Source organism: Paenibacillus whitsoniae, assembly GCF_003955665.1.
GTDB classification, from domain to species: Bacteria; Bacillota; Bacilli; order Paenibacillales; family NBRC-103111; genus Paenibacillus_E; species Paenibacillus_E whitsoniae.
In genome coordinates this window covers 1-3,564 of record NZ_RXHU01000113.1, presented here as the reverse complement: position 1 = coordinate 3,564, position 3,564 = coordinate 1, and the positions used below count along the sequence as shown (strand labels likewise).

Here is a 3,564-nt window from a genome sequence, read left to right as displayed (position 1 = left end):
TGTACATTTTGCAGGTAAAGTGAGCGTTCGGCTGGATATAGCGTATTTTGCTGTACATTTTACATGTTCTGACCCCAACGGACCCTTGAGTACGCCCTTTCATGGGCGGACTCCCCCTCAATCTACATACAGCAGCACTCCGCGCACCAAACCATACTGGACGATCTTGCCGCCGGACGTACGCGAAATCGGATGCAGCCACCCTTTGGCGCAGAGTGATTGCAGAAGTCGCAGCGCTGTCCGGTGATTGATCCCAAAATGCCGCTCCACATCCACAGGCCTAAGCGGCGAAGCCTGCTGATGGAGGAGGCGCAAAATTTCTTTCTCCGCGAGCACCGCCCGATCGACAGGAGAGGCAGCGGCGTGAAAGCGGCCGAGCAGCATTTGCAGCAGGTTCATACAAAGTCCGGGCCGATAAGCCACGTCATCATAAGCGAATGATACGACACGGAACCCCAGCGCTTGAAGAAACGTTTCACGGTTCAATTCATCGCAGTATCCTTTTCGATCGAGCTCTTGAACATGGGGGCCGTACCCTTTGACCTCCAACATAAACTTCACTTCAGCCAACCCCGGCAAGTAGGCAAAATCTCCAAAATACGACCGCCCCCGCCAATCCATCACTTCATACTCCGGGTGCAGATGTTGCAAGTTTCCCATTAAAGGGAACCAGACTTGCTGCAAAAACAGCTTCTCCGCATGAAACGGACCTCGTTCGAGTCGGCTTCGGCGTTCCCCTTTGCGGCGGGCGATATGCTCCTCCATGAATTGTTGATACGTGTCTTCGAATGGCAAAGCTTTCATTCCTACGCGCCTCCTTTATCGGTAAAAACAAAAAACGCCCCGTACTCATCCTGGGATGAATAGGGACGTTCCTCGTCTCGTTGCTAACAATTATATCGAATTCGCTGCCAAAATGCGAAGAAAATTAATATTGTACACATCTTATTTTCATCTTGTCTTCATACAGGGGCCCTATAATAAATCTCGACCCCCTTTTAATATATATATCTTGGACCCGTGGCCCGTTGCTGCGGGTCTCTTTTTTTGTTTCAAAGGGGTGGTATGGTTTGGTAGAATTGAAAGGAAGGAGAGGGATTCATGGAAGCAGCGTTATTTGCGAAGAGCTACCAGGCTGAACAGGCAGAGTTCATTTGTTTTAAATGGAACGGCAAGCGTGCGAATGAATTCATAGATAATAACCTAGCATTCAGACGTGAAGTTATAACATACATCGAAGCGAATCAATACGAGGGAGTCTGTGGTATTTTATTAAGAGATCTTTTAGTTGCAGAAGCACAGTATTCGAAGGAAGCCTGGGGAATTTATCGCAATTACCCTGCTTTAGCGGAGAGCTTGATTAAATCAACGGGCACGGTATATTTGGATGATTTTTTAAAAGCTGCTTTCATGTGTTTCGATACGTATTGCGCAACATTATGTATCGACTTTTCAACTGTCGAGTATGAGACCTGCCATCAAGAGCTGATAGCAAGACAAGCAACAGCTGCTGAGGGGATGAGGGAAGTATATGAAAAGGGGATCGAACTTTTTTTCAAATATACAACCAGACAATCTAATCCGCTTCCAGAGGCGGAAACCTGCGTGGTAAAGCTTACCTTTATCGAGAGAGAATTAAGAGAAGGATGTTTAAAAAATAATATTTGTTCAATAAAAAGTATAAGTCATTTATCAGCTAATTTATATTCGTCTAATTTCCATTTTTGTGAAATAATCTTCATGTGTGAAGCAGATTATTAAAAATGTGAGGCGATATGGATGACTTTTCACGATATGTTTAGGTTCGGGGCGCATGCAATCCTTTTTAATTCCGAAGATCAAGTGCTGATGCTTAAGCGGACATATGGCGATAAGGGGTGGGGCCTTCCTGGTGGCAGTGTCGAGCCTGGGGAAACGATTCATGAAGCACTCTATCGAGAATGTCGTGAAGAACTCGGCATAGAAGTTCAAGACGCAGTGTTAACAGGGTTCTATTATCATAGCAAACAAAATGCACAAGTCGCGATATTTCGCTGTTCGATTCCTGAGGCTGCAGAAATTAAGCTTAGTTTTGAACACTCCGATTATCAATGGATGCCACTATCGGAATTGAGCGAGGTTCAACGAAGAAGGGCCTTGGATGCGCTGGAATACAAACAAGGACATGTAGTAAGCCGTGCGTTTTAGTGTGCCAATTGGACAATTAAAGCCCAGACGCTGAGGGAGTTATCGGGCAGGAATTCTTAACAATAAGTGGAGTACAACGGCACTGGAGCTGATATTGATATGATTCGTGAAGCTGAGCGAGCTGACAGAAATCAACTGTACGAGCTCTATCGTATGTTAGTACCAAATAGTAAGAAAATGAATGTACTCGAAGAACAAATCGACACTATTAAAAACGATCCTAATAATTTTCTATTCGTTTTTGATTTCGATGGAGAGATACTAGGAACAGTGACACTAAATATATGTCTTCAGGCGTTGCATGGAACAAGACCATATGGAATTGTTGAGAACATTATTGTTCATGAAAATCATCGAAGTAAGCGTATTGGTAAACAACTTTTACAGTACGTTGAAGAGTATTGCAAGTCTATTCATTGCCATCGGATCATGTTGCTAAGTAATTCAACCCGTGAAAGAGCACATCAATTCTTTGAACGAGAAGGCTATGATGGATTTGTTAGCAAAGGGTTTAAAAGATATATCTAAACTCAGTTAATCGTGAACGTTAGTTAATCACATTGGCCCCCCGAAAGGAGTACCACCATGAAACTAATTGACCTGAGCGTGCCGCTCAGCCCGCGCATCCGCGAACCGCTGCCGGCGAAGATTGAATACTTATCGCACGAGGACGGGGCGCAGCAAGCTGCGCAAGTGCTGGGTTTGAAGGCAGACGATTTTTCGGAGAGCAAGGCGTGGGCGACCGAGAACGTTACATTAAATACACATGCCGGGACGCATGTCGATGCGCCGTATCATTATTGGCCGACCTCGGAGGGCCGGCCTGCCAGAACGATCGATGAGATGCCGCTCGAGTGGTTTTACTCGGATGGTGTTGTGCTGGATTTCAGCGGCAAGCCGCCGGGCTATGAACTGACTACCGCGGATTTGCAAGGGGAGCTGGCTCGAATTGGGTACACGCTTAAGCCGCTGGACATCGTCTTGATTCGAAGCGATGCTGACAAAAGGCTGTACCACGAGCACTACGCTTTCCTCCATGTCGGCGTTTCCGCCGAGGCGACCGTGTGGCTGCTCGATCAAGGCATTAAAGTCGTAGGAACTGACGGCTGGGGCTGGGACATTCCGCTGAACCTGCAGGCCGAGGCGTATAAAAAAGACCCGAAAGACGGCATCCTCTGGGCCGCTCACTACGTCGGCAAGGACCGGGAATACTGCCAGATCGAGAAGCTGGCGAACCTGGATCAAATCCCTCGGCCGTTCGGCTTCAAAGTCGCATGCTTCCCCGTCAAAATAGAAAAAGCAAGCGCCGGCTGGGCCCGCCCGGTGGCGATTGTGGAGGGATAGCCTGCGCCGGCCCGCCCTCCTAATACAACACCC

5 protein-coding genes are annotated in these 3,564 nt (G+C 47.3%); 4 read left to right on the top strand and 1 reads right to left on the bottom strand.

Annotated elements, in window-relative coordinates; genetic code table 11:
• Positions 1 to 117 precede the first annotated feature (117 nt).
• Complete coding sequence (locus EJQ19_RS29080) at positions 118 to 804, bottom strand: hypothetical protein (RefSeq protein ID WP_338143353.1); 687 nt, start codon at positions 802 to 804, stop codon at positions 118 to 120.
• 297 nt (positions 805 to 1,101) lie between these two features.
• Between EJQ19_RS29080 and EJQ19_RS29075 the strand changes: the two genes are divergently transcribed.
• The 4 genes from EJQ19_RS29075 (at position 1,102) to EJQ19_RS29060 (ending at position 3,531) form a co-directional block, all read left to right on the top strand.
• The gene (locus EJQ19_RS29075) at positions 1,102 to 1,761 is read left to right on the top strand and encodes a hypothetical protein (protein WP_126144740.1); all 660 of its coding nucleotides are present in this window, start codon (positions 1,102 to 1,104) and stop codon (positions 1,759 to 1,761) included.
• Between the two features lie 18 nt (positions 1,762 to 1,779).
• On the top strand, positions 1,780 to 2,187 hold the full coding sequence (locus EJQ19_RS29070) for an NUDIX hydrolase (protein ID WP_126144739.1): 408 nt from the start codon (positions 1,780 to 1,782) through the stop codon (positions 2,185 to 2,187).
• Between the two features lie 66 nt (positions 2,188 to 2,253).
• Complete coding sequence (locus EJQ19_RS29065) at positions 2,254 to 2,715, top strand: GNAT family N-acetyltransferase (RefSeq protein WP_126144738.1); 462 nt, start codon at positions 2,254 to 2,256, stop codon at positions 2,713 to 2,715.
• 57 nt (positions 2,716 to 2,772) lie between these two features.
• Positions 2,773 to 3,531 carry a cyclase family protein gene (locus tag EJQ19_RS29060; protein WP_126144737.1) on the top strand — a complete coding sequence of 253 codons (759 nt, stop codon included), beginning with the start codon at positions 2,773 to 2,775 and terminating at the stop codon, positions 3,529 to 3,531.
• Positions 3,532 to 3,564: the final 33 nt, after the last annotated feature.

What these genes read in the sequence shown, in the direction of transcription:
- EJQ19_RS29060 (WP_126144737.1), top strand. Translation starts at nt 2,773, where the DNA reads ATGAAACTAATTGACCTGAGCGTGCCGCTCAGCCCGCGCATCCGCGAA.
- EJQ19_RS29070 (WP_126144739.1), top strand. Translation starts at nt 1,780, where the DNA reads ATGACTTTTCACGATATGTTTAGGTTCGGGGCGCATGCAATCCTTTTT.
- EJQ19_RS29075 (WP_126144740.1), top strand. Translation starts at nt 1,102, where the DNA reads ATGGAAGCAGCGTTATTTGCGAAGAGCTACCAGGCTGAACAGGCAGAG.
- EJQ19_RS29080 (WP_338143353.1), bottom strand. Translation starts at nt 804, where the DNA reads ATGAAAGCTTTGCCATTCGAAGACACGTATCAACAATTCATGGAGGAG.